The sequence below is a fragment of the Mesorhizobium sp. USDA 4132 genome (assembly GCF_056279545.1).
The window spans coordinates 307,574-330,953 of sequence record NZ_JBWCCP010000001.1; the positions used below are offsets into that span (position 1 = coordinate 307,574).

General features: G+C 63.1%; 23 protein-coding genes. 15 read left to right on the forward strand and 8 right to left on the reverse strand.

Features of this window, described 5'->3' with window-relative positions; translation table 11 throughout:
• Positions 1-14 precede the first annotated feature (14 nt).
• The 4 genes from ACZ9IU_RS01510 to ACZ9IU_RS01525 are packed head-to-tail and all read left to right on the forward strand — an operon-like array spanning position 15 to position 4,833.
• On the forward strand, positions 15-1,310 hold the full coding sequence (locus tag ACZ9IU_RS01510) for a CpaE/TadZ family protein (protein ID WP_038548176.1): 1,296 nt from the start codon (positions 15-17) through the stop codon (positions 1,308-1,310).
• Positions 1,311-1,325: 15 nt separating this feature from the next.
• Entirely contained in the window at positions 1,326-2,816 is a 1,491-nt protein-coding gene (locus tag ACZ9IU_RS01515; RefSeq protein WP_038548179.1) for a TadA family conjugal transfer-associated ATPase, read from the forward strand.
• A gap of 13 nt (positions 2,817-2,829) precedes the next feature.
• On the forward strand, positions 2,830-3,843 hold the full coding sequence (locus ACZ9IU_RS01520; protein ID WP_038548182.1) for a type II secretion system F family protein: 1,014 nt from the start codon (positions 2,830-2,832) through the stop codon (positions 3,841-3,843).
• Positions 3,844-3,849: 6 nt separating this feature from the next.
• Positions 3,850-4,833: a type II secretion system F family protein gene (locus tag ACZ9IU_RS01525; protein ID WP_038548185.1), complete on the forward strand. Its 984-nt coding sequence runs from the start codon at positions 3,850-3,852 to the stop codon at positions 4,831-4,833.
• A gap of 338 nt (positions 4,834-5,171) precedes the next feature.
• Here the strand turns inward: ACZ9IU_RS01525 and ACZ9IU_RS01530 are convergent, their stop codons facing one another.
• The gene (locus ACZ9IU_RS01530; protein WP_038548188.1) at positions 5,172-6,005 is read right to left on the reverse strand and encodes a tetratricopeptide repeat protein; all 834 of its coding nucleotides are present in this window, start codon (positions 6,003-6,005) and stop codon (positions 5,172-5,174) included.
• A gap of 139 nt (positions 6,006-6,144) precedes the next feature.
• On the opposite strand from ACZ9IU_RS01530, the gene ACZ9IU_RS01535 reads away from it, so the two are divergent.
• The 9 genes from ACZ9IU_RS01535 (at position 6,145) to ACZ9IU_RS01575 (ending at position 15,901) form a co-directional block, all read left to right on the forward strand.
• Positions 6,145-7,536: a leucyl aminopeptidase family protein gene (locus ACZ9IU_RS01535; RefSeq protein ID WP_038548191.1), complete on the forward strand. Its 1,392-nt coding sequence runs from the start codon at positions 6,145-6,147 to the stop codon at positions 7,534-7,536.
• Positions 7,537-7,622: 86 nt separating this feature from the next.
• The gene (locus ACZ9IU_RS01540; RefSeq protein WP_037079769.1) at positions 7,623-7,964 is read left to right on the forward strand and encodes a MarR family transcriptional regulator; all 342 of its coding nucleotides are present in this window, start codon (positions 7,623-7,625) and stop codon (positions 7,962-7,964) included.
• Positions 7,965-7,999: 35 nt separating this feature from the next.
• Positions 8,000-8,860, forward strand: a complete 861-nt coding sequence (locus ACZ9IU_RS01545; RefSeq protein WP_038548194.1) for a C40 family peptidase — start codon at positions 8,000-8,002, stop codon at positions 8,858-8,860.
• Positions 8,861-8,952: 92 nt separating this feature from the next.
• Positions 8,953-9,315 (forward strand): hypothetical protein, encoded by a 363-nt coding sequence (locus ACZ9IU_RS01550; RefSeq protein WP_038548197.1) that lies wholly within the window; start codon positions 8,953-8,955, stop codon positions 9,313-9,315.
• A 157-nt stretch (positions 9,316-9,472) separates the two neighbouring features.
• Positions 9,473-10,621: an isovaleryl-CoA dehydrogenase gene (locus tag ACZ9IU_RS01555; RefSeq protein ID WP_498957794.1), complete on the forward strand. Its 1,149-nt coding sequence runs from the start codon at positions 9,473-9,475 to the stop codon at positions 10,619-10,621.
• Positions 10,621-12,228: a carboxyl transferase domain-containing protein gene (locus ACZ9IU_RS01560; RefSeq protein ID WP_038548203.1), complete on the forward strand. Its 1,608-nt coding sequence runs from the start codon at positions 10,621-10,623 to the stop codon at positions 12,226-12,228. The genes ACZ9IU_RS01555 and ACZ9IU_RS01560 overlap by 1 nt, the downstream gene beginning before the upstream one ends.
• Entirely contained in the window at positions 12,185-14,245 is a 2,061-nt protein-coding gene (locus ACZ9IU_RS01565; protein ID WP_437179038.1) for an acetyl/propionyl/methylcrotonyl-CoA carboxylase subunit alpha, read from the forward strand. Before ACZ9IU_RS01560 ends, ACZ9IU_RS01565 begins: the two co-directional genes overlap by 44 nt.
• Entirely contained in the window at positions 14,238-15,095 is an 858-nt protein-coding gene (locus ACZ9IU_RS01570) for a hydroxymethylglutaryl-CoA lyase (protein ID WP_038548209.1), read from the forward strand. The genes ACZ9IU_RS01565 and ACZ9IU_RS01570 overlap by 8 nt, the downstream gene beginning before the upstream one ends.
• Positions 15,095-15,901 carry a crotonase/enoyl-CoA hydratase family protein gene (locus tag ACZ9IU_RS01575; RefSeq protein WP_038548211.1) on the forward strand — a complete coding sequence of 269 codons (807 nt, stop codon included), beginning with the start codon at positions 15,095-15,097 and terminating at the stop codon, positions 15,899-15,901. The genes ACZ9IU_RS01570 and ACZ9IU_RS01575 overlap by 1 nt, the downstream gene beginning before the upstream one ends.
• 30 nt (positions 15,902-15,931) lie before the next feature.
• Here ACZ9IU_RS01575 and ACZ9IU_RS01580 read toward each other — a convergent pair whose 3' ends face one another.
• The 4 genes from ACZ9IU_RS01580 to ACZ9IU_RS01595 all read right to left on the reverse strand — a co-directional run bounded on the left by ACZ9IU_RS01580 (position 15,932) and on the right by ACZ9IU_RS01595 (position 20,571).
• Positions 15,932-16,945 (reverse strand): Bug family tripartite tricarboxylate transporter substrate binding protein, encoded by a 1,014-nt coding sequence (locus ACZ9IU_RS01580; protein ID WP_080719253.1) that lies wholly within the window; start codon positions 16,943-16,945, stop codon positions 15,932-15,934.
• Between the two features lie 25 nt (positions 16,946-16,970).
• Positions 16,971-17,846, reverse strand: coding sequence for an amidohydrolase family protein (locus ACZ9IU_RS01585; protein WP_051899988.1), 876 nt, complete (start codon positions 17,844-17,846; stop codon positions 16,971-16,973).
• Between the two features lie 19 nt (positions 17,847-17,865).
• Positions 17,866-18,519 (reverse strand): TetR/AcrR family transcriptional regulator, encoded by a 654-nt coding sequence (locus ACZ9IU_RS01590; RefSeq protein ID WP_038548217.1) that lies wholly within the window; start codon positions 18,517-18,519, stop codon positions 17,866-17,868.
• Between the two features lie 105 nt (positions 18,520-18,624).
• Entirely contained in the window at positions 18,625-20,571 is a 1,947-nt protein-coding gene (locus tag ACZ9IU_RS01595; RefSeq protein WP_038548219.1) for an FAD-binding monooxygenase, read from the reverse strand.
• Between the two features lie 125 nt (positions 20,572-20,696).
• Between ACZ9IU_RS01595 and ACZ9IU_RS01600 the strand changes: the two genes are divergently transcribed.
• Together ACZ9IU_RS01600 and ACZ9IU_RS01605 are read left to right on the forward strand one after the other, a co-directional pair.
• Positions 20,697-21,185 carry a MarR family winged helix-turn-helix transcriptional regulator gene (locus ACZ9IU_RS01600; RefSeq protein ID WP_038549954.1) on the forward strand — a complete coding sequence of 163 codons (489 nt, stop codon included), beginning with the start codon at positions 20,697-20,699 and terminating at the stop codon, positions 21,183-21,185.
• A 141-nt stretch (positions 21,186-21,326) separates the two neighbouring features.
• A complete protein-coding gene (locus ACZ9IU_RS01605) occupies positions 21,327-21,578 on the forward strand; it encodes a hypothetical protein (RefSeq protein ID WP_038548222.1) in 252 nt (83 codons plus the stop codon).
• Positions 21,579-21,647: 69 nt separating this feature from the next.
• On the opposite strand, the gene ACZ9IU_RS01610 is transcribed toward ACZ9IU_RS01605, so the two are convergent.
• From ACZ9IU_RS01610 to ACZ9IU_RS01620, 3 genes are all read right to left on the reverse strand, one after another.
• Positions 21,648-22,595, reverse strand: coding sequence for a flagellin N-terminal helical domain-containing protein (locus ACZ9IU_RS01610; protein WP_038548225.1), 948 nt, complete (start codon positions 22,593-22,595; stop codon positions 21,648-21,650).
• 234 nt (positions 22,596-22,829) lie between these two features.
• The gene (locus ACZ9IU_RS01615; RefSeq protein WP_038548227.1) at positions 22,830-23,129 is read right to left on the reverse strand and encodes a CcdB family protein; all 300 of its coding nucleotides are present in this window, start codon (positions 23,127-23,129) and stop codon (positions 22,830-22,832) included.
• Complete coding sequence (locus tag ACZ9IU_RS01620; protein WP_038548231.1) at positions 23,129-23,359, reverse strand: type II toxin-antitoxin system CcdA family antitoxin; 231 nt, start codon at positions 23,357-23,359, stop codon at positions 23,129-23,131. The genes ACZ9IU_RS01615 and ACZ9IU_RS01620 overlap by 1 nt, the downstream gene beginning before the upstream one ends.
• Between the last annotated feature and the right edge of the window lie 21 nt (positions 23,360-23,380).

The following is a 23,380-nucleotide window of genomic DNA, read 5'->3' on the forward strand; positions in this document are numbered from 1 at the left end:
AACCGGAGAAAACAATGAGCGCGATCAACTATGAAATCCGCACTCCCGGCCAGGGTGAAGGGTCTGCCGAGGACGCCGATCGTCCCGGCGATTTCGACGCGCTGCGCCCGTTGCCGCGCATCTCTATCCACTCCTTCTGCGAAAGCGAGGCGATGCAGCGCACGATGGACCGCATGGCCCGTGATCGCCGCATGGCCAAGGTCAACCTGCGCGTGACCATCGGCGGCACCAGCGCCGCCGCCAACATGTTTTCGTCCACGCCGACCCCGAACCTCATCATTCTGGAAACCGACGCCGAGCCGAAGAACCTGCTGCATGAGCTCACGCCGCTTGCGGAAGTGTGCGATCCCTCGACCCGGGTCATCGTCGTTGGCCGTTACAACGACATTTCGCTCTATCGCGAGCTGATCCGCAACGGCATTTCCGAATATCTCGTCGGCCCCGTGCAAATGCCCGACATGCTGGCTTCGATCTCGGCGATTTTCGTGGATCCCGAAGCCGAGCCGCTCGGCAAATCGATCGCCTTCATTGGTGCCAAGGGCGGCGTCGGTGCCTCGACCATTGCGCACAACTGCGCCTTCGGTATCTCGAACCTGTTCTCGACCGAGACCATCCTCGCCGATCTCGATCTTCCCTTCGGCACGGCCAATATCGATTTCGACCAGGATCCGGCCCAGGGCATCGCCGAAGCGGTCTTTGCGCCGGAACGCCTGGACGAAGTCTTCCTCGATCGCCTTCTGACCAAGTGTTCCGAGCATCTCTCGCTGCTGGCGGCTCCCTCGCTGCTCGATCGCGCCTATGATTTCGATCGCAACGCGTTCACGCCGATCATCGAACTCCTGCAGCGCAGCGCACCGATGGCCGTTCTCGACGTTCCGCATGGCTGGACGGAATGGACGCGGGCGGTTCTGTCGGAGGTCGACGAGGTGGTGATCTGCGCGGTGCCGGATCTCGCCAACCTGCGCAACACGAAGAATATGATCGATGCCTTGAAGAAGCTTCGGCCGAACGACCGTGCGCCGCATCTGATCCTCAACCAGGTCGGCATGCCGAAGCGTCCGGAGATCGCTCCGAACGATTTCATCGAGCCGCTGGAGATGGAGCCGATCGCCATCCTGCCGTTCGACGTGCAGCTGTTCGGCAATGCCGCCAATAGCGGCCGCATGATTTCCGAAATCGACGCAAAATCGCCAGCCGCCGAAACCTTCTCGCAGATCGCCCACATCGTCACGGGTCGGGTCGCCATGAAGAAGGTGAAGAAGGGTGGGCTTGGCAAGATGCTCGGCATGCTCGGGCGTAAGAAGGCATAACACCAGGAAAACGGTATGTTTGGAAAACGCGGAAACGAGGGATTTGGGAAGAGCGGCAGCGTCGCGCCGCCGCCGCCGGCTGCGCCAGCGCCTGCCACGGCGCGGTCCGCCGCTCCTGAAGTCCTTGCCGAGCCGGTGCGCGATCCCGTGACCCAGCGGCAGCAGATCTCCTCGCCGCCGCCACTTGCGCCGCAATCGACAGCCCGAAAGCGCCCGGCGCGCACGGAGCTCTATTACGATACCAAGAGCCAGGTCTTCTCGGCCCTGATCGATACGATCGATCTTTCCCAGCTCGCCAAGCTCGACGCCGAAAGCGCGCGCGAGGAAATCCGCGATATCGTCAACGATATCATCACCATCAAGAATTTCGCGATGTCGATCTCCGAGCAGGAGGAACTGCTCGAGGACATCTGCAACGACGTTCTGGGTTATGGCCCGCTGGAGCCGTTGCTCGCCCGAGACGACATCTCCGACATCATGGTCAACGGTGCCGGACAGACCTTCATCGAAGTCGCCGGCAAGACGATCGAATCCGACATCCGCTTCCGCGACAATTCCCAGCTCCTGTCGATCTGCCAGCGTATCGTCAGCCAGGTCGGCCGCCGCGTCGACGAATCCTCGCCGATCTGCGACGCGCGCCTGCCGGACGGATCCCGCGTCAACGTCATCGCCCCGCCGCTCGCCATCGACGGGCCGGCGCTCACCATTCGTAAGTTCAAGAAGGACAAGCTCAACCTCGACCAGCTCGTCAGGTTCGGTGCGATCACCCCGGAAGGGGCAACGCTCCTGCAGATCATCGGTCGCGTCCGCTGCAACATCGTCATCTCCGGCGGCACCGGTTCCGGCAAGACGACGCTGCTGAACTGCCTGACCAACTATATCGACAGGGAAGAGCGGGTCATCACCTGCGAGGATACCGCCGAACTGCAGCTTCAGCAGCCGCATGTGGTCCGTCTCGAAACCCGCCCGCCGAACATCGAGGGCGAAGGCGAGATCACCATGCGCGATCTCGTCAAGAACTGCCTGCGCATGCGCCCCGAACGCATCATCGTCGGCGAAGTGCGCGGACCGGAAGTTTTCGACCTGCTGCAGGCGATGAACACCGGCCACGACGGCTCGATGGGTACGATCCACGCCAACACGCCGCGCGAATGCTTGAGCCGTATGGAATCGATGATTGCCATGGGCGGTTATTCGCTGCCGGCCAAGACCGTGCGCGAGATCATCAGCGGTTCGGTCGACGTCATCATTCAGGCGGCCCGTCTGCGCGACGGTTCGCGCCGCATCACCCAGATCACCGAGGTGATGGGCATGGAAGGCGACGTGATCATCACCCAGGACCTGATGCGCTACGAGATCGACGGCGAGGACGCCAATGGCCGCCTGATTGGCAGGCATATGGCAACCGGCATCATGAAGCCGCATTTCTGGGACCGCGCCCGTTATTACAACGAGGAAAAGCGTCTTTCCTCCGCGCTCGACGCGATGGAAAAAACCAAGGACTAAGGAGCGGAATTCCATGTTCGGGTTGGATATCAATGTCGTGGCGATTATCGCCCTCGTGGCGGTCGCCGCGGCGGCGGTCTGTTACGGGCTGTTGTTCTCCCGCATGGAAGTGGAAAAGAAGGCCGACAGCCGGCTCAACCGGGTAAAATCGGCGGAAACCGATCTCAACAAGGTCAAGGACGCGCGAGACCGGGTGCAGGAGCTCTCCAAGCGCCGCAAGTCCATGCAGGACTCGATCAAGGACCTGGAGAAGAAGCAGGAAGAGAAGAACAGGAAGATGGGCGACGGCAGCTTGAAATCCAAGCTCGCCCAGACCGGCCTGTCCCTGACGATGGGCCGCTTCTATATGTTCAGTGTCCTTTTCGGCGTCTTCGTCTTCCTCGTCACCTTGATTGCCGGGCTGCCTTTGCTTGCCGCCCTCGGCGCAGCCTTCGTCAGCGCGGTCGGCTTGCCGCGCTGGATCGTTGGTTTCCTGGTCAAGCGTCGCCAGAAGAAGTTCCTGGAGGAATTTCCGAATGCGCTCGACGTCATGGTGCGATCGATCAAATCCGGCCTGCCGCTCAACGATTCAATGCGACTGATCGCATCCGACGGCCAGGAGCCGGTGAAGACGGAATTCCGCCGCGTCATCGAATCCCAGCAGGTGGGCCTGAGCATTCCCGAAGCCTGCACCCGCATGATGTTGACCATGCCGCTGCCGGAAGTGAATTTCTTTGCGATCGTCATCACCATTCAGGGCCAGGCCGGCGGCAATCTTTCCGAAGCGATCGGCAACCTTTCCAAGGTGCTGCGCGAGCGCAAGAAGATGAAGGCCAAGGTGCAGGCGTTGTCGATGGAAGCGAAGGCTTCGGCGGTGATCATCGGCGCTTTGCCCTTCATCGTATCGCTGCTCGTCTATCTCACCTCGCCTCAGTACATCTCGATCATCTTCACCGATCCGCGCGGGCACCTGATCCTTTTGGCTTCCGGCGTCTGGATGTCGATCGGCATCTTCGTCATGCGCAACATGATCAACTTCGACATCTGAGGGGACATGGCGATGGGACTGGCAACGACGCTTACCGACCCGATCACACTGCTCGCCATTCTGGTGGCCGTGGCGGTTTTCGCGACCCTTTACACGCTGGCGAGCCCTTTTCTCGAAAAAGGAGATCTCGACAAGCGCATGAAGGCGGTCTCCACCGAGCGCGAACAGATCCGCGCCCGCGAACGCGCCCGCATGAATTCCGAACAGTCGAAGACGTCGCTGCGCGCCCAGAACAACCAGTCGGTCCGGCAGATCGTCGAGCGCTTCAATCTGCGCAAGGCGCTGGTGGACGACAACACCGTCAACAGGCTTCGTGCCGCCGGTCTGAGGTCGCAGAACGCCCTCAACATGTTCCTGTTGGCCCGTTTCCTGCTGCCCTTCGTTTTCCTTGCGGCCGCTATCGTGTGGATTTTCGTGCTCGGCAACCTCGCCACCCGGCCGTTCCCGATCCGCATGCTGGCGGCGATCGTTATCGCCTATATCGGCTTCTATGCACCGAACATCTACATTTCCAACCGGGTGAAGAAGCGCCAGCATTCCATCAAGCGGGCCTGGCCGGACGCGCTCGACCTGATGTTGATCTGCGTCGAATCGGGGATTTCCATGGAAGCGGCGATGCGCCGCGTGGCCGAGGAGATGGCGCAGACGTCGCCGCCGCTGGCCGAGGAAATGGTGCTGACGACGGCCGAGCTGTCCTTCCTGCAGGACCGCCGCACCGCCCTCGAAAATCTCGGCATCCGCACCCAGCTCGATATCGTCAGGGCCGTTACCCAGGCGCTGATCCAGGCGGAACGTTATGGCACGCCGATCGCCTCGGCACTGCGCGTACTGGCCCAGGAAGGCCGCGACGAGCGGATGAACGAAGCGGAAAAGAAGGCGGCCGCCCTGCCGCCGAAGCTCACCGTGCCGATGATCCTGTTCTTCCTGCCGGTCCTGATCGCCGTCATCCTTGGTCCGGCCGGCATCCAGGTCGCCGACAAGTTCCACTGAACGCGGTTTTCTAACATTCGGCGTTCGACCCGCACCGGCCGCGCGTGCCCATTGTTGAACGTGATATGAACTCCCGTTTCAGACGGCGTTCAGCGGGATCGGTCCAATATCCTCTCCATCAGCTTGAGACGGCCGGCTTTTCCAGCTCGCCGGTTCGTGAGCGAAACATATTCGGAGGATACCAAGATGCTGACACGACTTTGCGTGAACCTCGTCCTGATCGGCGGAATCATCACCGTGATCTCGCGCCTTATCTAAGGCGCTTCGACAGGACCATTCCCGAAAACGAGAAAACCGGCGCAAGGCCGGTTTTTGTTGGAATGGCGGAAGAAGCCCCATCAGTTCGTGTTGGGCTTTCCCTTGCCATCCTTGTCGGCGAGCTTCGCCCAGGCGTTTTGCTGGGATAACATCGAGCGCAGATAGGTGACGTTGGCATCGGCCTGCTGCTGCGAAAGTTCGCGGCGGGCGATCTGTTCTGCTTCCGAAAAACGGCCCTGCAGGCCGACCACCAGCGCGAGGTTCTGGCGGACGCGGCTGTCGGCGGCAGGCTGGCCGGCGGCATTACGCATGTAGGTTTCCGCCGTCTTCAGGTCGCCGGAAAGCACATAGGACATTCCGAGATTGGACATCACACTTGGCTCGTTCGGCTGGGTATCGAGCGCCATGCGGTATTTCTGGCGGGCCTCCGCCGAGCGCCCGAGCTGGTCGAGCACGGCCCCTTCGGCGGAATAGAGCCGCCAGTCCGGATGATCGGGGGTTTGCGCGCGGTTGATGGTCGCGAGCGCCTGTTCGAGCTGGCCGGCACCGGCCTGCGCCTTGCCATAGGCGGCCAGCACCTCGCGGTCGGCCGGGTGGGCAATCGCCACCTGCTGCATCACCGCAAGCGCCTGCGCGCTCTTGCCCGTCATACCGAGCACCGTCGCGTAGCGCAGCCCGATTTCCTTGTTCTTCGGATCCCGGGCATAACTTTCGCCGATCGACTTCTCTGTGCCTGCAAGCGCGTCCGCATTCATGCCGTCCATGGAGGCGGCCGAGGCCCTCGGGATCGAGCCCGTCGTCGCCACGTCCCGGTTCGTCGCACAACCGGTGACCGAAAGAGCGGTGAGAAGAGCGAAGGCGGCGGTCTGGGCGAGGCGGGTCTTGCGAAGCGTCACGGCTGCGGAAGCGGTCATGGGGTGCGGTCTCGTTCGGTCCGGTGCACGTCTTCCGAATAGGGAGCGGGCAGATAGCGCATTTCCACTCCAGCAATAAACTGTTAACCCTAACAGATCGTTAAGACGAGCGATTCCAACAGCTTCCGAAGGCCCGCCCATGACTCCCTATCAGTATATCGAACGTCCCTCTCCCTTCAGCGCGAAAGGGGCGACGTCAAGGCCGGTCCATGCCGTGACGCCCTCCGACCTGGAGGCTGGGAAGCTCGATGCGGCGGCGCTCGCCTGGGCGAAGGCGTCGGGCTTCAAGGCGGAAGCCGGTGCTCTGCTTGTGGTACCTGCGGGCAATGAAGTGGGCAGCGCCCTGTTCGGCCTTGGCAGCGATCCCGCCGAGGCACCGTTCATTACGGGAAAACTCTCCAAGCTCTTGCCGGCGGGTGACTGGCATGTCGAGACCTCGGCGCTTGGCGGCGCGCATCTTGCTCTCGGCTACGGCCTCGGTACCTACGGTTTCAGCCGCTACAAATCCGAAAAACCGAAGGACGTCCGGCTTGCGATCCCGGTCACGGCCGATGCCGCCGATGTCGAGCGCCAGCTTGCCGGCGTTTTCCTGGCCCGTGACCTCATCAATATTCCGACCAACGAGATGGGGCCGATCGAGCTGGAAGCGGCCTTCCGGGCGCTTGGCGAACATTACGGCGCGACCGTCACGTCGATCGTCGGCGAGGACCTGCTCGCCCGGAATTTCCCTCTGGTTCACACGGTCGGCCGCGCCAGCGTCTCAGCCCCGCGGCTGCTCGAAATGCGCTGGGGACAGAAGGGCCATCCGCGCGTCACCCTGGTCGGGAAGGGGGTATGCTTCGATACCGGTGGCCTCGACATCAAGGGTGCCGCCAACATGGCGCTGATGAAGAAGGACATGGGCGGCGCGGCGAACGTCATGGGCCTTGCCCTGATGATCATGGATGCCGACCTCAAGGTCGACCTGCAGGTTCTGGTGCCGGCGGTCGAAAACTCTATTTCCGGCAATGCCTTCCGCCCCGGCGATATCTACAGGAGCCGCAAGGGCGTCACCGTCCAGATAGACAATACGGATGCGGAAGGCCGGCTGGTCCTGGCCGACGCGCTCGCCTATGCGGACGAAAACCCGCCCGACTTGATGGTCGACATGTCGACGTTGACGGGGGCTGCCCGCGTCGCGCTCGGCACCGAGCTTGCGCCCTATTTCACCGACGACGAAACGCTTGCCGGCAAGCTGATGGACGCGGGACGCACCGAAGCCGATCCGATGTGGCGCCTGCCGCTGTGGATGGGCTACGACAAGGATATCCGCTCCCGCGCCGCCGATATCACCAATTCGCCCTCGGGCGGCATGGCCGGCGCAATCACCGCAGCACTTTTCCTCAAGCGCTTCGTCACCGCGACCAGGAGCTGGGTGCATTTCGACATCTACGGCTGGGTGGCGGCCGAAAAGCCGCAGGCACCGGTCGGCGGCGAGGCGTTTGCGATCCGCGCGCTCTATCGCACGATCCGCGACATGGCCGCGAAATAAACCGGCTCCGAAACAGACCGGTAAGAAGTTCGGCCTAAAATTCGTCGGATTGTGAACCGAGGCCGGATTTTTGAACCGAGGTGGTGATGCCGGTTGAACTGACCGCCACGGAAGCGCTGGGCCTCTGGCACCGGGTATCGCTGGAGCAGGTGCGCCACGACGGCCGCGATCTGACATTGCGCCAGATGTCCATTCTGCTGCATATTTACCTCGTGCCGCCGCCGCACACGGTGCGTGGCCTGGCGGCGACGCTGGGCGTTACCAAGCCGGTCATCACCCGCGCGCTCGACACGATGGGCGAGATGGGCCTGGTGGATCGCCAGCGCGACGAGCGGGACCGCCGCAACGTGGTGATCAAGCGCACCGTGGCGGGTGCGCTCTATCTGGAAAAGCTGGGCGACCTGATCATCCGGGAAGGCCGCCAGTAATGGGTTTGCCATAAGGCGCCCGAAGGGATTTTGAAATGACCAAGCTGCTCGACAGACGCCTGCACGCCTTCCGCCCCGACCTTGCAGACGAGACGCTGAAGGGCAGCGTCGAGGCAGGCCAGTTCGTCCGCGGCGAACCGGCACGCATCGCCGTGCCGGTGGCCCAGCTGCGTCCGGCACCGGACCTTGCCCGCGGCATCGATACCGAACTTTTGTGGGGCGAAACCGTCCGGGTTTTCGACCGTGCCGATGGTTTTGCCTGGGTGCAGGCCGATCAGGACGGCTATGTCGGCTACCTGCCGGAGGCGATGCTCGGAAGCCCGGACGAACCCACCCACCGCATCGCCGTGCCCCGCACTTTCCTGTATCCGGAACCAGAGCTTCGCAAGCCGCCGGTTGGCGCCCTGTCCATGGGCAGCCGCGTCACCGTCGTCGGCGAGGCGGAAACCCGCGGCACCCGTTATTTCGTCCTGGCGAGCGGCGAGGCGGTGATCGCCCGCCATTGCCTCCCGATCGCCGAGACCTTGGGTGAGGACTACGTCGCGGTCGCGGAAAAATTCATCGAGACGCCGTATCTCTGGGGTGGCCGTTCCGGTTTCGGTCTTGATTGCTCGTCGCTCGTGCAGCTTGCCCTGATGATGACCGGTCAATTTGCCCCGCGCGACTCCGATATGCAGGCCTCGATCGGCAAAGAGATCGGCCAAGGGGAACTTCGCCGCGGCGACCTCGTTTTATGGAAGGGTCATGTCGGTATCATGGAGAATGCCGAGACGCTTCTCCACGCCAACGGCCACACGATGAGCGTCGCCCGCGAGAATTTCGAGGCGGCCGTTCAGCGGATCGGATGGCTCTACCAGCAGCCCACCGGCTATCGCCGCCTGGATAACCGCCGATGATCACGCAAACGTGGTCCCCGGCCCATGGATCGGGCCTCCTGCCGTCCATATCTTTGAATCGTCCGCAGTTTTCGTGGATGAGGAGTCGATTGATGCTCAAAGGTGCATGGATACTGCCGGCCGTGATGCTCGTGGCGCTGCTTGTCGCCGCGCTGGTTCCGGCCGAGGTATTCGCAGCCGAGCCCCTGGCCTTCCCCAAGGACACCCAGACCTATTTCCGCAACCTGCCCGGCGTCGTGCCCGAGGAGGAGCGCGTGAAGAAACAGGCCTACGACTGCACCAGCGATATCGAGAACGTCTATCGCAGTCGTGGCGGTTTCGACATTCTCTATGGCGATGTCATGCCGACCCGGATCTACCGCTGCAAGTCGCCGAGCGGCGTGACCTATACCGGCACACGGATGCCGAACAATGAATGGGCTCCCGGCATTCACCCCTATCATCTGCCCGAATAGGGCAATCTTCGTTCAAACGCGGCGAATGGGAAGACCGTATCTTGCGATGTCGCGCCAGAGCTTCGCCCAGCCATTGACGACCTGCCGCTGCTGCCCCACTACTTTCTGACATACTGAACTTGGTACACCGGGAGGATGCAGGGTGTTCCACGCAAGCATGAATTTTGCGCTCGGCGAGGAGGTCGACGCTGTTCGTGAGACGGTCCACCGTTTCGCGCAGGAAAAACTCAAGCCTCGCGCCGACGAAATCGACCGCAGCAACGAATTTGCCCGAGATCTCTGGCCTGAACTGGGTTCGCTCGGCCTGCTCGGCCTCACCGCTGCCCCGGAATTCGGCGGCACGGGCCTCGGTTATCTCGCTCATGTGGTCGCCGTCGAGGAGCTGGCTCGTGCCTCGGCCTCCACGTCGCTCAGCTACGGCGCCCATTCCAACCTCTGCGTCAACCAGATCAACCGCAACGGCAATGCGGACCAAAAGGCGCGTTACCTGCCGAAACTCTGCTCGGGAGAGCATGTCGGCGCGCTCGCCATGTCCGAGCCCGGCGCCGGTTCCGACGTCGTGTCGATGAAACTCCGCGCCGAAAAGCGCGGCGATCGCTACGTGCTCAACGGAACCAAGATGTGGATCACCAACGGTCCGGATGCCGATGTGCTGGTGGTCTATGCCAAGACCGATCCGGCCGCCGCCTCCAAAGGCATCACCGCCTTCCTGGTCGAAAAAGGTTTCAAAGGGTTTACGACCGCCCAGAAGCTCGACAAACTCGGCATGCGCGGCTCCAACACCTGCGAACTGGTGTTCGAGGATTGCGAAGTGCCGGCCGAAAACGTCATGGGCGCCGAAGGTGGCGGCGTGCGCGTGCTGATGTCGGGGCTCGACTACGAGCGCGTCGTGCTTTCGGCGATTGGCATCGGCATCATGCATGCCTGCCTCGACGTGGTCATGCCCTATGTCCACGAGCGAAAGCAGTTCGGCCAGCCGATCGGCGAGTTCCAGCTGATCCAGGCCAAGGTCGCCGACATGTACACGGCGATGAATTCCGCCCGTGCCTATGTCTATGCGGTGGCCGCCGCCTGCGATCGCGGCGCCGTGACACGCCAGGATGCCGCTGCCTGCTGCCTCTACGCCTCCGAACAGGCGACCCAGCAGGCGCTGCAGGCGATCCAGATCCTCGGCGGCAACGGTTATATCAACGACAATCCGACTGGCCGGTTGCTGCGCGACGCCAAGCTGATGGAGATCGGCGCCGGTACGTCTGAAATCCGCCGCATGCTGATCGGCCGCGAACTCTTCAAGGAAACCGCCTGATGGCTGTCATCCGGTCTGCGGTCAATCTGAGGAGCGAAGCCGCCGAAGCGAACCGCGCCGCGATGCAGGCAAAGCTTGCCGAGGTCGAGGCGGCCGTCGCGCTCGCCGAAGCCGGCGGTGGCGAGGAAGCGCGGGCGCGGCATGTGAAGCGCGGCAAGCTCCTTCCGCGCGAGCGGATCGCTCGGCTGCTGGATCACGGTTCGCCCTTTCTCGAAATCGGCGCCACCGCTGCGCATGGGCTTTACGGCGGGGCGAGCCCGGCGGCCGGCATCGTCACCGGCATCGGCCGGGTCGAGGGCCGCGAGGTGATGATCGTCGCCAACGACGCCACCGTCAAAGGCGGCACCTATTACCCGATGACGGTCAAGAAACACCTGCGCGCCCAGGAGATCGCCGAGGAGAACCGGCTGCCTTGCGTCTATCTGGTCGATTCCGGCGGCGCCAACCTGCCGAACCAGGACGAGGTGTTTCCCGACCGCGATCATTTCGGCCGCATCTTCTTCAATCAGGCCCGCATGTCGGCGAAGGGCATCGCCCAGATCGCCGCGGTGATGGGCTCCTGCACCGCAGGCGGCGCCTATGTGCCGGCGATGTCCGACGAGGCGATCATCGTCAAGGACCAGGGAACGATCTTCCTCGCCGGTCCACCGCTGGTAAAGGCTGCGACGGGTGAGGAAGTCTCGGCCGAGGATCTGGGCGGCGGCGATGTGCACACCCGCCTCTCCGGCGTGGCGGATCATCTCGCCCGCGACGACGCCCATGCGCTCGCGCTGGTCCGCCGCGCCGTCGCGGGGCTCAACACCCGCAAGCCGGATAGCGTGATGCTGGCGACGCCCGAAGATCCGCTCTACGATCCGGAAGAAATCGCTTCCATCGTACCGTCCTCTCTGAGCACGCCCTACGACATCCGTGAAGTTATCGCCCGCGTGGTGGACGGCTCGCGGTTCGACGAGTTCAAGGCGCGGTTCGGCATGACGCTGGTCTGCGGCTTCGCGCATGTCTTCGGGGTCCCGGTCGGCATCGTCGCCAACAATGGCGTGCTGTTTTCCGAAAGCGCCCAGAAGGGCGCCCATTTCATCGAGCTCTGCTCGCAGCGAAAGATCCCGCTGGTCTTCCTGCAGAACATCACCGGCTTCATGGTCGGTCGCAGATACGAGGCGGAGGGCATCGCCAAGCACGGCGCCAAGCTGGTGACGGCGGTTGCGACCACGTCCGTGCCCAAGGTCACGATCCTGCTTGGCGGTTCGTTCGGTGCCGGCAATTACGGCATGGCCGGCCGGGCCTATTCGCCGCGTTTTCTGTGGACCTGGCCGAACAGCCGGATTTCGGTGATGGGCGGCCCGCAAGCCGCCGGCGTGTTGGCCACTGTCCGGCGCGAGGCGATCGAGCGCGGTGGCAAGACGTGGAGCACGGACGAGGAAATGGCGTTCAAACAACCGGTGCTCGACCAGTTCGAGGAACAGAGCCACCCGCTTTATGCGTCCGCCCGCCTCTGGGACGACGGCATCATCCACCCTGCCAGGACACGCCAGGTGCTGGCTTTGAGCCTCTCCGCCGCGTTGAATGCACCGATCGAAGAAACACGCTTCGGCGTGTTCCGGATGTGAGGGACGCGTCATGATCCGCAAGGTCCTCATAGCCAATCGTGGCGAGATCGCCTGCCGCATTATCCGCACCTGCCACCGCCTGGGTGTTGCGACCGTCGCCGTCTATTCCGACGCCGACCGGGATGCCCTGCATGTGTCACTTGCGGGAGAGGCGATCCATATCGGGCCGTCTCCCGCCGCCGAAAGTTATCTCCGTGGTGACGCGGTCATCGACGCGGCGCTGCGCACTGGTGCCGACGCAATCCATCCCGGCTATGGCTTCCTCTCGGAGAACCCCGATTTCGCCGACGCGGTAACATCCGCCGGCATCCGCTTCATCGGCCCGTCATCCGATGCCATCCGCGCCATGGGCCTCAAGGACGCCGCCAAGGCGCTGATGGAAAAGGCAGGCGTGCCTGTCGTCCCGGGTTATCACGGCGCCGAGCAGAATCCGGACTTACTCTTGGGTGAGGCAGAGCGGATCGGCTTCCCGGTGCTGATCAAGGCACGCGCCGGCGGCGGCGGCAAGGGCATGCGGCGTGTCGAGGAGGTCTTCGCATTCAAGGAAGCCTTGGCCTCGGCGCAGCGCGAAGCATCCGCCGCATTCGGCGATCCCACCTGCCTGATCGAGAAATACATCGCCCATCCGCGCCATATCGAGATCCAGGTCTTTGGCGACGACCACGGCAATGTTGTGCACCTGTTCGAGCGCGACTGCTCGCTGCAGCGCCGCCACCAGAAAGTCATCGAGGAAGCGCCGGCTCCCGGCATGCCGGAGGACATGCGCCTTGCCATGGGCGAGGCGGCGGTCAAGGCGGCGATGGCGATTTCCTATTCCGGTGCCGGCACGATCGAGTTCATCGCCGATGCCTCCGATGGGCTGAAGGCCGACCGCTTCTGGTTCATGGAAATGAACACCCGCCTGCAGGTGGAGCATCCGGTGACCGAGGCGATCACCGGCGTCGATCTCGTCGAATGGCAGCTTCGCGTCGCGTCCGGCGAGCCTCTGCCTCGGCTGCAGGACGAACTTTTCATCAGCGGTTGGGCCTTCGAGGCGCGGCTTTATGCGGAGGATGCCGAGCGGGGTTTTCTGCCCGCCACCGGCAGGCTTGCGCATCTGGACCTGCCGGAGGAACTGGCGCGGGTGGACAGCGGCGTGCGCACCGGCGACCGCATCTCTCCCTTCTACGATCCGATGATCGCCAAGATCATCACCCGCGGGCCGGATCGCCAGACGGCGCTGTCGCTGCTGTCGTCCGCCCTTGCCGAGGTTCGCGCCACCGGCGTCACCACCAATGCATCGTTCCTTCGCCGGCTAACGATCCTGCCTGATTTCGCCGAAGGCCGGCCGGAGACAGGTCTCATCGACCGGCATCTGGCCGAATTGACGACCGGTCAGGCCCCGGCTCGCGAGACAATGGCGCTGGCCGCCTTGAAGCTTTCCGGCGCACTCGAGCCGAAGACCGTCAGCGATCCCTGGGGCCGCTTGTCCGGATTCCGGTTATGGTCGGAAGCGTCCGATTTCGTCGAACTGGATTACCGCGGCCAGCATGTGCCGATCTCGTTCCGATCGACCGTGGAGGGCGTCTATGCGGCCGCGGTCGACGGCAGACAGGTCGATTTCGGCCTTTCTCGTCTGGGCGAAGATACCTATCTCCTGGAGGTCGACGGCCGTAAGCGCCGGTTTCATCTCGTGCCTGGCCATCGTGACCTGACGATCTTCGGCGATGGCGAAAGCTGGCACTTCGGCCTTATCGATCCCCTTGCCGGCGAGGATGAGATTGCCGCCGGCAGCGATCGCATCGCTGCCCCCATGCCGGGCCTCGTCAAACTCCTACGTGCCACGCCGGGAGCCTCTGTCACAAAGGGCGAGGCTCTTGTCGTCATGGAAGCCATGAAGATGGAGTTGACGCTTGCCGCCCCGCGCGACGGGACGCTTGCCGACGTCCTCGTGTCGCAGGGCGAACAGGTGATCGAAGGCGCGGTGCTGCTGATCCTTGAGCCGGAGCCCGAAGCTGGGGAGCCGAAGGATGGCTGATTTCGTCCGTATCCACGAAATGGGGCCGCGAGACGGCCTGCAGAACGAGAAGCGGCTCATTTCCACCGCCGACAAGATCCGGCTGGTCGACCTGCTTTCGGCCTGCGGTTTCGAAAAGATCGAAGTGACGAGCTTCGTGCGTGCCGACTGGGTACCGCAGATGGCCGATGGCGCCGAGGTCATGGCCGGCATTACCCGCCGGCCGGGCACGCTCTATACGGTGCTGACGCCGAACATGCGGGGTTATGCAGCCGCCGTTTCGGCCAAGGCGGATGAGGCTGCCGTCTTCGCCTCGGCGTCGGAAGGTTTCAGCCATCGCAACATCAATTGCAGCATCGCCGAGAGTTTTCAGCGGTTCGCCCCGCTGATCGATAGCGCCCGCCGCGATGGGATACCCGTCCGCGCTTACGTCTCCTGCGCCGTCGACTGTCCCTTCGATGGTCCGACGCCGCCGGCCCAGGTGGCGCGGGTGGCAACGGAGCTTCATGCGCTGGGTTGCAGCGAGGTGGCGCTGGCCGATACGATCGGCACAGGCACCCCGGATCGGGTCGCAGCCATGCTCGATGCGGTCTTGAAGCACCTGCCAGCGGCACATCTCGCCGGGCATTTTCACGATACGAACGGCAGGGCGCTCGACAACATCGCCGTTTCGCTCGAAAAAGGCCTGCGCGTTTTCGATGCCGCCGCCGGCGGCCTTGGCGGCTGCCCTTATGCGCCGGGAGCGGAGGGCAATGTCGCGACTGGCAAGACGGTCGATCATCTGCATGCGCTGGGGTTCGAAACCCGCATCGACCGCGACCGGCTGACCGAGGCAGAGGCTTTTGCCCGCAGCCTGAGGGGAGCACGCTGATGGGCGCTTACGACACGCTAACGCTGGAACGGGATCTCCGCGGGGTGGTGACACTGACGCTCGCCCGGTCCGAAAAGCACAATGCCATGAACGCACGGATGATCGCCGATCTGGCCGACGCGGCCGGCAAGCTCGCAGCCGACGATGCGGTGCGCGTCGTGGTTCTCGCATCCGCCGGCATCACATTCTGCGCCGGCGGCGATCTGCAATGGATGCGCGATCAGGCGGCGAGGGATCGTGCCGGCAAGATCGAGGGGGCGACGGAACTTGCTCTTATGCTGAAGGCACTCGACGACCTGCCGAAACCGCTGATCGGCCGGGTGCAGGGCAATGCCTTCGGCGGCGGTATCGGCCTGATGGCCGTCTGCGACATCGTGGTCGCGGCTGACAGCGCCGGGTTTGCGCTCACCGAAACGCGGCTCGGCCTGATCCCCGCCACCATCGGACCCTATGTCGTGCGCCGGATCGGCGAAGGCCATGCCCGCCGCTTGTTCCTCAACGCCCGCCGCTTCGATACAATCACTGCCCGCGAAATCGGCCTGGTTTCTGTTGTCCGCCTAGCCTCTGAACTTGATGCGGCGGTCGAAGAGGAGGTCTCGGCTTTCCTCGATTGCGCTCCCGGTGCCGTCGCCAGCGCCAAGAGCCTTGTGCAAAGTCTCGCCCGCCAGGCGACCGAAGATCCGATCGGCTACAGCACCGGCCTGCTCGCCGACCGTTGGGAAAGCGCCGAAGGGCGCGCCGGCATCGAGGCCTTCCTCAATCGCCGGCCGATGCCCTGGGCGGCTCCCAAGGCAGGCGGGGATTAGTCCCGGATCGGCTCCGGGACCAGTCGAGCGTTATTGTTTCGGAATACCCGCCTTCTGGATCACGTCCGACCATTTCTGGATGTCGGCCTTCAGGCGGTTGCCGATTTCCTCCGGGGTGCTGGATCGGGCTTCGACGCCGAGATCCGCGAACCGCTTCTTGAGGGCAGGGTCGGCCAGGACTTCGACCAGCGTGGCGTTCAGCTTCTTCACCGCTTCCGGCGGCGTGCCCTTCGGCGCGAAGATGGCGTTCCAGGAGGTCACGTCGAAGCCCTTGACGCCTTCTTCCGCGGCGGTCGGGACGTTCGGCGAGAGACTGGAGCGCGCCGGGCCGGATGAGGCGATAGCGGTCGCTTGGTTCTGCTGCAGGGCAGCCTTCAGCGCCGTCTGGCTGTCGACGATCAAGTCGAGCTCGCCGCCCAGCAGGGCGACCTGAAGATCGGGCGTGGCTTTGTAAGGGACGATGGTGAAATCGATCCCGGAAGCCGACTTGAAGAGTTCGGCTGCCAGGTTCTGGCTGCTGCCGACGTTGATCGTGCCGACGTTCAGCGCACCCGGCTTGGCCTTGGCGGCTTCCAGCACATTCTTGAGGGACTTGAATTTGCCGTCCGCCTTAGTGACGAACACGAAATCGAAATAGGCAAGGCTCGATACCGGCACGAAATCGGCGACCGGATCGAATTGCAGGTTTTTGAAGAGCGGTACGCTGATCGCGGTTCCGTTCGAAAGCAGGGCGAGCGTGTAGCCGTCCGCCGGGGCGTTCAGCGCCGCCCGTGCCGCGACGGAGCCGCCCGCACCCGGCTGGTTCATGATGACGATCTGTTTCCCGAGCTTCTTGCCGAGCGACTCGGCGACCAGGCGGGCCGTGATGTCGGCAATCCCACCGGGGCCGAACGGCAGAACCAGGGTGATGTCCCTCGACGGGTAGGCGTCCTGCGCCATGGCGCCGGTCGGCAGCATCAGGGTCAGGGCGACAGCCAGAGATTTCATCCATCGCGCCGGCTGTCGGAACCGGCCCGCCGATCTCCCCATAGTTTTGTAATTCATTCTCTCCTCCTCCTCTAAAGGCCGCTCAGGCGGCGAAACCGTATAAACGTGCGGGATTGTCGACGAGCAGCCGCCGCCGATCCTCTTCCGTCAGCGCAAACCTCGGCACGAGATCCACGAGGTCGGCCTCGTCGACGGGTTCCTTGAGGTTCGGATGCGGGAAGTCCGTGCCCCACAGGCTCCGGTCGGGGCTTGCCGCCAGCAGCGCCTTGGCAAAAGGCACCGCCGTATCGAACGGAAAGCGGGAGATCCGCTCCGACCCGCAGACCTTGATCCAGCAGTTTTCCCGCCGCACCAGCTCCAGCAGCGTCTGGAACGCCCTCTGGTCGGTGCCGAGGCTGGTGTCGACGCGCCCCATGTGATCGATGACGAAGGGGACCGGCAGGCGGGCGATCATGTCGGAAAGCGGAACGATGTCGCTCGCGTCGAGATGCAGCACCACATGCCAGCCGCGTCCCTTGATGCGGTCGATCACCCGGTTGAAGACGTCCAAGTCCGGTGCCCCGCCGAGATGGCGGACGAAATTGAACCGGACGCCCCGCACGCCGCCGTTGTGGAGTGCCTGGTAGGCGCGGTCGTCAAAGCTATCGTCGACGATGGCGACGCCGCGGTAGCGATCCGGCCGCCAGGCGATCGCGTCGAGCATGGCGCGGTTGTCGGTCCCGTGGCAGCTCGCCTGGACGATGACGGCGCGGTCGATGCCAAGCCGCTCGTGGAGCCTCGCCAGCACCTCTTTCGGCGCATCCTCCGGCGTATAACTGCGATTGGGGGCATAAGGGAACACGGCGCCCGGGCCGAACACGTGGCAATGCGCGTCGCAGCTATTGACAGGCAGTATGAAGTTCGGTTTCCGCCGCGCGGTTGCTATCCCGTGACCGCTCTCCTGGCGATGTTCGTTCATTTCTCCTCCCATGCGTATTTCAGATTGCTGCGGATTGCCTGATTTCGGCGCCGAGGCTTCGAAAGCTCGCATAACTTGCCTCGACGAGTTGATCGACGGCGGCTTCCCGATCGTTTCCATCGACCGTACCGCCCGAAAGACGCGTCACGCGGTCCGGATTGATCAGGGCGTAATAGAGCGAGCCGAGCAGGAACTGGCTGCGCCAGACGAGCCCGCTCAATGGCGCACCGGGTACGCAATCGGCTAAGGCCTTGATGAAGGCGCGGCTCGTCTCGTCGAATGCGTCGGCGATGATCGCCTGGGCATCGGGGTTTCCTTCTGCTGACAGGACCGCCCGCATGCGGGTGAATTCGGCACCGCCGCCATCGCCCTCCGAGGAGGAAACGAAGGCCGGCACGACATAGGCGCGCAGGATCGCCATCAGCCGCTGATCCGCATCGCTGATCCGCAGGGCCTCGCCCAGCAGCTCGCGGCGGCGGGCGTTCATCGGCACCGTGTGGCGCTCGTAAACCTCGTGCAGCAATTTTGCCTTCGAGCCAAAATGATAGGTCAGGCTGCCGACATTGGCTCCGGACGCCTTGGCGATATCCCGTAGCGACACCGCATTGTAGCCGCTGCGGGAAAACAGGGTCACGGCGTTTCTGAGCAAGGCTTCCCTCAAGTTCGGGCGCATCAAAATCCATAGTCAATTGTTTTGCCAATTTGTACAGTTGTACAAATTGGCCGTCAATCGAAATGACGCCGTGAGGGCGCAGGTTAGTTCAACCCGCCGGTCCGCCTATAAAACTGCCTGGCTCTGTCGAAGCATGAAGCCATCGAAGAACACCGACAGCTCGGCAAATCCGTCGAGCGGCAGCACATGGGCGACATACTGGTCCGGCCGGACGATGACCATGCAGCCGTGCTGCCTGTCGATGCCGCGCATGTCGAAAATGTCCTGGCCGCTCTTGAGGTCGGGGCAGAACATCTTTTCGTAGTCGCAGAGCCCGTAGCGGCCCTTCCGGGGCAGAAGGAAAGTCGGCATGGTCTCGACGGTGAGCGTGCGATGCGCCTGCTGGAAGACAGCGCGGAAATCGATCACCGAGTCGATGTCCTGGCCGGCCGGCGTATGTCTCTTCACCGGCGAGGCGGGGGAGTCCGCCAGGAAGTCGCAAAGCGCCCGCAGTCGAGAAGAGGGGGCTGCACGATCCTCCGCTCCGGCAAAGGCATAGATGCGCCAGCGGCCATCCGCCTTCGCGGCATGGCCGAGTTGCGTAGGCTTGGCATCGGCCAGGCGGATCGCCGGCGCCGAATGGAACCGCGTGCCGATCGTCAGCCCCTTGGCGAGATGCTGATAGGTGGCTTCGCCAGTGAGCACCGACGGCGTGTAGCGGGTCGCCGTGCCCGCCGTATAACGTCCCGACCGAACGAAATATTTCTGGACTTCCGCCGGTTCGACGCCCTCGCCATCCGGATGGTCGGGGGATTTCAGCGGCGCGCTCAGCATGGCCGACCATTCTCGGTCGAAATCGATCAGTTCCTTGGCGATGGTCTGGCGTTCGGCGGAATAGCTGTGCAGCAGCTCCGGCCCGCTCCGCCCCTGCAGGACGGCCGCCAGTTTCCAGCCGAGGTTGAATCCGTCCTGCATCGAGACGTTCATGCCCTGGCCGGCTTTCGGGCTGTGGGTATGGCAGGCGTCGCCGGCGATGAAGACATGGGGCAGACGCTCTCCGATCGCGTCTTCGGCCACGTCGTCGAACTTGTCGGTCAGCCGTTGCCCGATCTCGTAGACCGACCACCAGGCGACCTCCTTCACCTCGAATGTGTAGGGATGCAGGATGCGCTGCACGGCCGCGATCAGCTTGTCGACGGTGATGTTCCGGCTCGCGACCCGCTCGTTCTCGTTGAGCTTGTCCAACTCGACATAGATGCGGACCATGTAGCCGCCTTCGCGCGGGATCAGCACGATGCTGCCTTCGCCCGCGGACTGGATCAATGCCTTCAGGCGAATGTCGGGAAAATCGGTAACGGCCAGCACGTCCATGACGCCCCAGGCGTGATTGGCGGAATCGCCATGCAGCGCCCGCCCGATCGATTTGCGCACTGTGCTGCGCGCGCCATCGCAGCCGACGACGTAGCGCGCCTTGACGGTCTCGATCTCACCTTCGTGGGAGGGATCAAGACGCTCCAGCCTCGCGGTCACCGGATAATCCGAAGTAGCCGGGTCTGTTTCGACGTCGATCAGGCGCCGCGAATAATGCGGCTCGAGCCGGGTCGGCGATTTGCGCATGACGTCGAGGAAGAAATCCTGAACCCGCGCCTGGTTGAGGATGACATGCGGGAATTCGGAAAGCCCATCCTCGGTATCGTCGATCCTGCCGCTGCGGACGATGTTTTCGCGTTTTGCGTCGTCCGGCTTCCAGAACGAGGTCTCGTTGACCCAGTAGGATTCCTGGAGCACCCGCTCGGCAAAACCGAAGGCGTGGAACATCTCCATTGTGCGGCAGGCGATGCCGTCCGCCTGGCCGCGCAGCAGGGGGCCGGATCTCTGGTCGACGATGCAGGTCCTGATATCGGGAAAGGCGGAGAGCTGCGCCGCGAGCGTCAGGCCTGCCGGACCGCAGCCGACGATCAGGACATCGACTTCGGCGGGAAGCGGTCCTTTGTCGACTGGCGTGCTCTGTCGATCCTCCGGGTGAAAGATTTCCGGGTCGCCGGGCTCGAACCCATTCAGATGGAATTGCATGGAACCAGTTTCCTCCGCATGTTTCTTGATGGGCGTCCGCTGAAATGGATTCGACGGATCCAATATTGATCAGTATGCTGATTATCAGTATACGTGTCAAACTTGCGATGGTTTTGGAGAGTTTGGTGAAAGACAACGATGACATGCCGGGGCATCTCGCCCGCCGGTTTCAGCAGATCGCCGTGGCGGTCTTCCATGCCGAGGTCGAGCAAGCCGGCTACGACCTGACACCCGTACAATACGCGGCGCTCGAGGCGCTCAGCACCAATCCTGGGATCGATCAGGTAAGGCTTGCGGGGCTGATCGCCTACGACCGGACGACGATTACCGGGGTGGTAGACCGACTGGTGCAGAAAGGCTTGCTCGTGCGCAATGCCAGCACCAGGGACAGGCGCGCCCGCGAATTGCAGATCACCGACGAGGGGCGCAAGACCTTGAGCGGCGTCGCGCCGGTGGTCGAGGCGGCGCAGGAACTCATGCTGCGCGGGCTGTCGGCAGATGAGGGCGACGAACTGCTGCGGCTTTTGCGCAAGGCGATCGCCGCCGGCAACGAGTTGAGCCGCGCACCGTTGCGCGAGGTTTCGGACACCGCCAAGACCAAGCCGGTCACCTGACCTGCTTCGGGCAAGGCGTGGCCCGGTTACCGGAGCAAACTCCGTATCCGATCCCGCTCCGTTAACCATTTGTTGACCATATTGGCCGAGCCTCCTCTCCAGGCGCACCAGCCGTAACCCGGATACAGCAGGGAGAAGAGCATGACGCTCGTGACGTTGCCCAACAAGATCCTGCGAAACAGCCACCACACCGTTCTGGTGATGCGCGACGGTGGCACATGCCAGGCCGTCTGCGTCGTCAACGACGGCAGGATCGGCGACGTCTGCTCCGAGCTAGGCCTTATCGAAAGCATCGCCAGCAGCAAGCTCGATCACGGCGAAGTGGCGTTCGACGGCCGCGTCTGGATCACCCATTCCGACATGCCGCGTCCACTGCATGCGAGCCGCCACTAGGTCTTATCCCGCGAGCGAACGAAACATCCGGCCCCCGAGCATACCCAAGGGCCGGATATCGGGGAGGTATCAGCGGAAGAGGTCGAGAATGCGCTTCGACTGCTCGTTGACGATGCTGAGGCCGATCGTCTGGAGCTGCTGCTGCACCTTCGTGGCGGCGAGCTTTACGGCGCTCTCTTCCATGTTGGCATCGATGAGGCGCCCGACGCCGCGGTCGATCGCATTCTGCAGCTTGGAGAGGAATTCCGTATTGGCACCGATGCGGCTCGAGGTGGAGCCGAGCTTGGCGCCGGCGGAGGTGAGGCTCGAAAGCATGCTGTCGGTGGCCGAGATCATGCCGTCCAACTCGTCTTCGGTGGTCGAGTTGGAAATCTTGATTTCGCTGGCGGTCGCCGAGCCCTGCGATCCCGTGTCGAGCAGGTAATATTCGTAGGCGGTGCCGTTGTCGGTGGTGCCCGAATAGGCCTTGGTCAGAAGGCCATCGGCGGCGTCACCGCTGCCGACTAGCGTCGTCGAGGCGGTATCGAAATCGATCGTATCGAGGGCCGTAGTGCCGTCGGGGCCTGTCGATGAGGATGCCGGCAGCGACTTGACGCCCGGCTTCCCGGCGGAACTCAGCCAGTTCTCGCCGTTGAAGGACGACGATTCGGCGACCATGCCCAGCTGATCCTTGAGTTGGCCGATCTCCGCATTGATGGCGTCGCGGTCCACGCCCGGCGAGCGCGCCAGGATAAGTTTTGCCTTGATCTCGGAAACGAGACCGGTCGCAGCCTCCATGCCGAGCGACGCCGTATCCGTCACCGCGGCTGCAAGGCCCGATGCGTCCTCGACTGCCGAAAGCGACATGCCCGTCGAACGCATCGAGGTGGCGATCGACCAATAGGCGGCGTTGTCGGATGCGGTATTGACGTTGCGCCCGGTTGCCACCTGGATCGTGTTGCGCTCCAGCGCCTTGGCGGAGCCGGTCAGCAATAACAGCGCAGAGGCCGCCGACTGATTGTAAGAAATGCTGCTCATGAAGCGTCTCGCAGGTGGGAAGGACACGTTACGGGCTCAGGCAGTGAAGATTGGCGTCATGCCCTTGAGCTGTCGCCGCGTTGGCGCACGAACCCATCACCTGCAATCACCTTGCACGAGCGAGATTTCAAAGCATTTGCAGGATTTATTAAGGTTTTAATGATTGGCGGGTTTGTTGGCGGGAATGTGTTCAGATGCGGTAGACCTAAGAAATCACCGCTGCGTACTCTGAACTCAGAAGCCCTGAAATAAAAAGTCCGTCGCGGCGAGAATCTCGTCGCGATACGCGGAAAGGTCAGCAACCAGTTCGCCGAGATCCTGGGCCGGCACGGCGGCCATTCTTTGCGTCGCCATCACGTGCAGTTCGCCACGGATTGCAAAACGCGGGTTAAGACGTGGCATCGACCACGAAAGCTCCGCGACCGGATATAGCGGGACTATGACGCGAGTCTTGAGATCATCCAAAAGGTCCGCCTGAAGGTCGAGCACCAGCAGTTTGCTGGATGCCATTTTGTAAGCACGAAAACGCGCCATCAGAACTGGCGATACTTGGCGAGTGGCAAACCGTGTTTCTCGATATATTCATTTTCAAGCCGGATTGCCTCGGCATTCTCCAGCCGCCAAAGGCGTTCGCGCTCGGCCTTGATCGCCTTTGTTATGCCTTCTTCGGCCGCCCGCGATACGTTTATCTTCAGCTCGCGGGCTTCGGACACAAGGTTGCTGTCCAGCGAAAGATTGGCTGCTTTTTGGGCGGACTGGGACATTCCGATCTCCAAGTTTATGCG

What these genes read in the sequence shown, in the direction of transcription:
- ACZ9IU_RS01620 (WP_038548231.1), bottom strand. Translation starts at nt 23,359, where the DNA reads ATGTCCCAGTCCGCCCAAAAAGCAGCCAATCTTTCGCTGGACAGCAAC.
- ACZ9IU_RS01570 (WP_038548209.1), top strand. Translation starts at nt 14,238, where the DNA reads ATGGCTGATTTCGTCCGTATCCACGAAATGGGGCCGCGAGACGGCCTG.
- ACZ9IU_RS01520 (WP_038548182.1), top strand. Translation starts at nt 2,830, where the DNA reads ATGTTCGGGTTGGATATCAATGTCGTGGCGATTATCGCCCTCGTGGCG.
- ACZ9IU_RS01590 (WP_038548217.1), bottom strand. Translation starts at nt 18,519, where the DNA reads ATGCGCCCGAACTTGAGGGAAGCCTTGCTCAGAAACGCCGTGACCCTG.
- ACZ9IU_RS01540 (WP_037079769.1), top strand. Translation starts at nt 7,623, where the DNA reads ATGCCGGTTGAACTGACCGCCACGGAAGCGCTGGGCCTCTGGCACCGG.
- ACZ9IU_RS01575 (WP_038548211.1), top strand. Translation starts at nt 15,095, where the DNA reads ATGGGCGCTTACGACACGCTAACGCTGGAACGGGATCTCCGCGGGGTG.
- ACZ9IU_RS01510 (WP_038548176.1), top strand. Translation starts at nt 15, where the DNA reads ATGAGCGCGATCAACTATGAAATCCGCACTCCCGGCCAGGGTGAAGGG.
- ACZ9IU_RS01550 (WP_038548197.1), top strand. Translation starts at nt 8,953, where the DNA reads ATGCTCAAAGGTGCATGGATACTGCCGGCCGTGATGCTCGTGGCGCTG.
- ACZ9IU_RS01535 (WP_038548191.1), top strand. Translation starts at nt 6,145, where the DNA reads ATGACTCCCTATCAGTATATCGAACGTCCCTCTCCCTTCAGCGCGAAA.
- ACZ9IU_RS01555 (WP_498957794.1), top strand. Translation starts at nt 9,473, where the DNA reads ATGAATTTTGCGCTCGGCGAGGAGGTCGACGCTGTTCGTGAGACGGTC.
- ACZ9IU_RS01545 (WP_038548194.1), top strand. Translation starts at nt 8,000, where the DNA reads ATGACCAAGCTGCTCGACAGACGCCTGCACGCCTTCCGCCCCGACCTT.
- ACZ9IU_RS01595 (WP_038548219.1), bottom strand. Translation starts at nt 20,571, where the DNA reads ATGCAATTCCATCTGAATGGGTTCGAGCCCGGCGACCCGGAAATCTTT.
- ACZ9IU_RS01560 (WP_038548203.1), top strand. Translation starts at nt 10,621, where the DNA reads ATGGCTGTCATCCGGTCTGCGGTCAATCTGAGGAGCGAAGCCGCCGAA.
- ACZ9IU_RS01515 (WP_038548179.1), top strand. Translation starts at nt 1,326, where the DNA reads ATGTTTGGAAAACGCGGAAACGAGGGATTTGGGAAGAGCGGCAGCGTC.
- ACZ9IU_RS01565 (WP_437179038.1), top strand. Translation starts at nt 12,185, where the DNA reads ATGCACCGATCGAAGAAACACGCTTCGGCGTGTTCCGGATGTGAGGGA.
- ACZ9IU_RS01615 (WP_038548227.1), bottom strand. Translation starts at nt 23,129, where the DNA reads ATGGCGCGTTTTCGTGCTTACAAAATGGCATCCAGCAAACTGCTGGTG.
- ACZ9IU_RS01530 (WP_038548188.1), bottom strand. Translation starts at nt 6,005, where the DNA reads ATGACCGCTTCCGCAGCCGTGACGCTTCGCAAGACCCGCCTCGCCCAG.
- ACZ9IU_RS01580 (WP_080719253.1), bottom strand. Translation starts at nt 16,945, where the DNA reads ATGAATTACAAAACTATGGGGAGATCGGCGGGCCGGTTCCGACAGCCG.
- ACZ9IU_RS01525 (WP_038548185.1), top strand. Translation starts at nt 3,850, where the DNA reads ATGGCGATGGGACTGGCAACGACGCTTACCGACCCGATCACACTGCTC.
- ACZ9IU_RS01605 (WP_038548222.1), top strand. Translation starts at nt 21,327, where the DNA reads ATGACGCTCGTGACGTTGCCCAACAAGATCCTGCGAAACAGCCACCAC.
- ACZ9IU_RS01585 (WP_051899988.1), bottom strand. Translation starts at nt 17,846, where the DNA reads ATGAACGAACATCGCCAGGAGAGCGGTCACGGGATAGCAACCGCGCGG.
- ACZ9IU_RS01610 (WP_038548225.1), bottom strand. Translation starts at nt 22,595, where the DNA reads ATGAGCAGCATTTCTTACAATCAGTCGGCGGCCTCTGCGCTGTTATTG.